Source organism: Bacteroidota bacterium (assembly GCA_030706565.1).
In the GTDB taxonomy this organism is placed as follows: Bacteria; Bacteroidota; Bacteroidia; order Bacteroidales; family JAUZOH01; genus JAUZOH01.
In genome coordinates, this window is the sequence record JAUZOH010000248.1 from 1 (window position 1) to 5,762 (window position 5,762).

The 5,762-nt window shown below is 36.0% G+C and carries 4 protein-coding genes; 1 reads left to right on the top strand and 3 read right to left on the bottom strand.

All coding sequences use genetic code 11. The annotated features are described in order from the left end of the window. The first annotated feature begins 187 nt into the window (after positions 1-187). Positions 188-2,329: a hypothetical protein gene (locus Q8907_11790; GenBank protein MDP4274950.1), complete on the top strand. Its 2,142-nt coding sequence runs from the start codon at positions 188-190 to the stop codon at positions 2,327-2,329. Between the two features lie 156 nt (positions 2,330-2,485). Here Q8907_11790 and Q8907_11795 read toward each other — a convergent pair whose 3' ends face one another. The 3 genes from Q8907_11795 to Q8907_11805 all read right to left on the bottom strand — a co-directional run. After that, a complete protein-coding gene (locus Q8907_11795) occupies positions 2,486-3,298 on the bottom strand; it encodes a sialate O-acetylesterase (GenBank protein MDP4274951.1) in 813 nt (270 codons plus the stop codon). 47 nt (positions 3,299-3,345) lie between these two features. After that, positions 3,346-4,773 carry an agarase gene (locus tag Q8907_11800; protein MDP4274952.1) on the bottom strand — a complete coding sequence of 476 codons (1,428 nt, stop codon included), beginning with the start codon at positions 4,771-4,773 and terminating at the stop codon, positions 3,346-3,348. 405 nt (positions 4,774-5,178) lie between these two features. Beyond that, on the bottom strand, positions 5,179-5,762 hold a 584-nt coding region (locus Q8907_11805; protein ID MDP4274953.1), incomplete at its 5' end, for a glycoside hydrolase family 97 C-terminal domain-containing protein.

The window sequence follows — 5,762 nt, forward strand, 5'->3', positions numbered from 1 at the left end:
AAACTCTGTGGTTCTCTGTGTAATAAATCGATACAATAACACAGAGGTACACAGAGAAGACACAGAGGAATATTTCTCATTATTTCTATGTGACATGATGAACAATAAATCTCAGTTGTTAAATTTTATTCCGTTCAGGGAGATATTTACTTGCGAAACTTTAATATATAATAATATTGAAATAGTTATGAGAAATCAATTTGTTCTGATTGTTTTGCTAATCCTGTCTTATATTCCTTGTTATGCTCAAAATTCAATAATAAGTGATTCTAAAATTCAGGATATTATAAAGTCAACCCATATATTAAGAACTTCATATCAGGATACGGCAGTCATTAATTTATACCAGGGAAATGGAAAGTTTGGTTGTTCTTATGGCCCATTGGGATTACATGTTAATCCTTCCAAAACAGCTGCACTATGTAAGTATGGGAAAACGCAATATATGCATTTGGAGCATAGCATCAGGGCAAAATTTGGAGCTGATTATTTAATACCTTTATTTAGAATATATTGGAAAGAAGAACCATCAAAAATTAATCATTATAGGCAGTACCAATCTTTTTACGATGGAACGATTGTCACGCATTTTGAATATAACAAAAATAAAGTGACAGTTACAACATGGTTTGATCCGGTAGAAAAAGATATAGCAGGAATAAAAATTAATCTTGAAGGAAATGCTCCCGATATAATACTTGAACCCTTTGAAAAGATGAAGCTTCATTATGATCAGGATATTATTCAGGTTGCGAAGATCAGCACTTCCACAGATTTGTCGAAAATAGAACTGACTTGCCAGGGAACCAAAACTGTTGCGTACATTAAAACAAATTCCGGTTTGCAGGTACAAGGATCTAAACTATGTCTTAAATTACATCCAGGCGAGAATAAAATACTTATATCGGTCAACCATTTGGTTGGCAGTGATTCGGACAAATCATTAAAACAGACTATTGCCTGGTGGCAATCAAAATGGAAGCATACCGGAATAATTGTATTGCCTGATCCAGATGCACAAAAGATGTGGGTTCGTTCTATGGCCTTGTTTTTATCTACGTACAATGGCAATAAATTTGGAATTTCTCCCCCCATGGGATTTACGGGAAACGGATGGCCTTTCCCTTTTCCCCAGGATGTTTCCTACATTCATCCAGTTTTACTTGCAACAGGGAATTTTGACATTGCTAAATCGTGGATTGAATATTGGGCGGAGAAACTTTCAGGGATGAAGGAATATACAAAAAGACTTTTAAATGTTGAAGGAGTTTTATGTCCGTGGGTTTTTCCTTATCATGATTTTGTGGGTTATCACGATCCTGTTCCACCTAACGAATGCTATTATGAAATTCATAATTCCGGTTATTTGGCAAGAATGGCGTATGAAACAGCTATCTTGGTTAATGATAGGAAATGGACCCAAAAATATGTCCTTCCTCTTATAAAGGAAACCGCTCAATTTTATAAAAATATCTGTTTTAAAGGTGCAGATGGATTTTGGCATTTATCTGTTAAGCCTTCTATGGGACAAGATGAAATGGGGGGATATAATCAAGACGATTACCTATGTGCTTTATTCAGCGCAAAGTATTGTTTTCAAAAGGCACTGGCATGTAATTTGGATACTGACGGCTCTTATAATGCAATTTTAAAAGATGGATTGGCTTTCCCATCATTGAAATCAAGCGAAGGTTATTATTTTACCTGTCGTGGAAGCGGAGAAAAAGATTTTGGTAAACAAAAGCATCCCGTACAGTTAAATGATTTGACTTATCTTCCTGTGAACTCAAAAATTGAAAATCCAAGTTCTATCGCTTATCATCTTAGATATGAAATCACACAAGATGCCAATAAACCTTTTTTTAATGGATGGACGCTTGGAGAATTTCTCTTAGCAGGATCAAGAATAGGGGATGTTAAAGAATGGGAAAAAGACTGGGAGAATCTTAGAAAATCCGACTATATTGATGCCGATTGGATTCAGGTGTATGAGACAAGCCGTGCTCATGGTTCTTCATTTTATTCAATTACTAACGGATTAATCGCACAATCTCTTCTTAACAATATTGTATCAGATTGGTTTGGGAAGCTTGAAATAGCTAAATGTAATCCTTGGAAGGGAAAAGTATTTATTAAAAATATTTATTCACTTTTGGGAGTTGAAATTAGTGGAGAAATAAACTATGATGCGGCTACCATATATTTAACTGCATGGAAAAACTGTGAATTTAGTTTGTTTGAAAAAAAGATAAAAATGAATAAGGATGAAAAAATAAAAATAGCCCTCAATTTAAAAACTAAGCAAATCGTAGATAAAAGAGATTTTTAGTCACAGATAAGCAAAATAACTAATTTAAAATTAGACATAAGCAATTGATTCTTCTCAGAATGTTGGCCCTTTCTGAAATCGCTTGGACAGGATTTATAAATTAATACAATTCTTTTAGTTTGAAATTTTCAAATCTTTCTTTGACAGACGGGCAAATTATTTTAAAAGCTTTAACATTTCTTTGGCATAGCGTTCGCCAATCAACCTTTGGCTTGCAGAGTTAAAATGAGTGCCTTCCATGGTTTTTGTCCCTTCTGTGGTGATTACCCCGGTATGGGAAACCCTTGATGGAAGCTGAATGATCATTTCATTGAATGCATGCCGTTCGGGGTTGTCTTCCGACAGCTGGCCTGCAACAAATGGCAAATCAGGGTTCCCTAAGTCAGTGCGGAGTGATTGGATCAATTCTGCAATATCTTTAAGATAGGTGTCTGTTTTTGCTACATCTGATTCACCCTGATGCCAGATAATACCTTTTAACGTGCCATACCTCATGGCCATTTTTGCCCGTTTTACAGCTTCGTTGTAAAGTGTAGCCCCTGGTTTCCATTCAGAAATTGAGGTTCCCCCTTTAGCATTTACCACCAGGCCTATTTGCTTCCCTTTTAGGGCTTTGGCCATTTGTCGGGCAAATGTATAGCCCGGTCCCAATTTTTGCATAGACAGGCTTTTTCTTACCGTGGAATATTTGTTCAACGGGTTGGCAGCTTTTTCCCATTCTTTTCCACTTATTCCGGTAAAAAGAAATACATTTTTCAATGAATCCTTGTCCTGTGGCTCAATTTCTGCCCTTCCTGCCATATTTGACTGGCCGATAAGAAGGAAAACATCAAGTTTAGCAGGTTGTTTTTTCTTACTGATGCTTTTTTTGTTGGCCAGGGCCGTCTGACAGTTGACGGTTGGGCAAAAAAACAATGGTGCCAGGAAAAAGATAATTATTAACTGAATTTTTAATCTCATATTTTTCATTTCTGCTGTCTTTTGATTGTAAAGTCTTTTGATAATTAATCGAATATCTATTTTGAATTAAGCCCGTCAAAATATTTGATCAGGGCAAAACGGTTCAGGTTTAATTGTTTCATCGCGTTGGTTAAAGGCCTGTAAAGATTATAATAATTATCGACAATCCCTTTATTGGCATCCGTATTCGAGGGTTCGGCGTTTGCTTCAGTAGGATCGTTATCCATATATTTAAACCAGTGCCAGCCTACGCAATTTTTCGATTCCAGCAATCCCAGACAAAAATTCTGGTATGCTTTACCCCGGTCTTCCTGAGTTTTTACTTCCCAACCTGCCCCTGAGGTATTGCCTAGTTTTGAATCTTCCCCTTTTGTGTAGAATTCTGTAATTATAAATGGCTTTCCGGAAAATTCAGACCATTGTAACATGATTTTTTGAGAAGGCGTCCAGGTCCCATAATAGTTGATACTCAAAATATCGACATAACTGCCTGCTGCTTTCATAAAAGCAGGAACATTTCTTTCACTGCCATATAACCGGGCACCCAAATAAATATGATGTGGATCATATTTTTTGATGGCTTTGCTTACGATTGAAAAATATCGTTCAGCAACATATCCTAAAAATTCTTCACGGATAGAATCGTTTATCTGTTCTTTAGTTATTCCTTTTTTATCCATCCAGGCTTGAGCTGCCTGGTGGCCCAAATCTTTTTCGGGTAAGTTTAAATATCCTTCAAGGTTTTTTAAACTGAAAGGCATCTCATTATCTGAAAAATAACCAAATAAATTCGGATCGTTTTTATAGGCTACTAATTTCTTTGCCTCTTCGTTGCAATATTTTTCAAAGTCCGGATCAAAAACGAAGATAACATTATTGGGATAACCCTTATGACCAGGTACCTGATAAGTGCCACCCCGTTTGTTACCATAACCACTCATGAAATCAAGATTAATCGTGTACGATAACACTTTGGATGTTTTATTATTGCTTTTTACAATTGCTTTAATGTCGGACCATGAACCTGTACCGTTAAACCCTAAATTGATGATTTCATTATGCGTTTGATTAATCCAGTTTTCCGTGTTATTGAATTTTTGTTCTAAAGCCTCCTGATTACGTTTCGATTTTCCTTGAGAAACCGTGTTTACGGCAACATGTAATCCCGGATGACCAAAAGGATCGATAACCCACCAACGCCCGTTTATTTTTTCAGCATGAAAATAGCCGGTTGCCTTATAGGTCCTGGTTTCATCATTACCGTATTTGTCCATGTTAAAATTTAAAGTGGGCTTAAAATCTGTGAAATTATCAATTAACCTGGTTTCATATGATTTCCATGGACCCCAAAAAGAATTTGTTGATTTATCATGGCTACGGGTTCTTGCTTCTACATTTACTGAAGAATAATGGCCACTTTGTTGTGCCTGGGTAATTCCAAAGGTGATTAAAAAAATAAGTGCACTTGCAATTTTAATTTTCATACCTGGTTTTTTAGTTTTAGGTTAAAATAAACAATATATCTGGTGATCAAAAAGATGAAAATAAATATTTATCTAATAAATAGCAAATCAATCGATTAGTTGATTTGCTCGATGTGATAAAGTCCCGCCTTATAGTTACGATTTATTATATAAAAAGAAGTGCAATATAGTTAAAAGTGAATCAATATGTGGGTTTGAGAAAAAATAAAGGTTTTAAAAAGAGAATGGTTTTGAATCAAAAATATCTAATCAAAAAGATAAAAGTGAAGCAACCTTTTTGTCCTTACCCGGTTTTTGGCCCTTATAAAAATATTTCTAAAAGATGATATAAAAAAGCCTGTGAATGAAAGATATAGATACTTTCATTCACAGGCTTGAATATTTAATTTAAACTAAGTTTTCTGTTTATTTTTTCTGTAATGGTTTAATGATTATGGCCTGTCCTCCTGAAGCTCTTAAAGTTACAGAAATTGTTGTTTTGTAATCAACCTTTTTTTTCTGGATGCCAACATGCGTGCGTGTATTCACGGAAGGATCATCAGAATAGAAAGTGGCTTCATATTTTTTGCCGGGTTCAAGAAACGTCAAGGGCAGTTTTAATTCCCTGGCTTCGGTATTGGTAATTGTACCAATGTACCAGGTTTCACCGCTCTTTCTGGCTACTGAAATATATTTACCGATTTCCCCACAAATCACTTTTGTATCATCCCAGGTTGCAGGGATAGCATCCCAGAATTCAAGTTCGGGTTCTCCATGATAATCAGATGGCTTGTCGTACCAGTATAAGAATTGCAAAGGGCTGTAATATACCACTGGCAGAGCCAATTGATGAGCAGGTGTGTTCTGAACTGCCCGTCCCATGCGCCCAAATTCTTTTCGGGCGTAATAGCAGAAAGTATAATCGGCTGCTCCGGCTACAAAACGGGTAAAAGGCAATACTGTATTATGAACGGCATCGGGCATTTCTTCATTTCCCCTGATGCCTTCCT

What these genes read in the sequence shown, in the direction of transcription:
- Q8907_11795 (MDP4274951.1), bottom strand. Translation starts at nt 3,298, where the DNA reads ATGAAAAATATGAGATTAAAAATTCAGTTAATAATTATCTTTTTCCTG.
- Q8907_11790 (MDP4274950.1), top strand. Translation starts at nt 188, where the DNA reads ATGAGAAATCAATTTGTTCTGATTGTTTTGCTAATCCTGTCTTATATT.
- Q8907_11800 (MDP4274952.1), bottom strand. Translation starts at nt 4,773, where the DNA reads ATGAAAATTAAAATTGCAAGTGCACTTATTTTTTTAATCACCTTTGGA.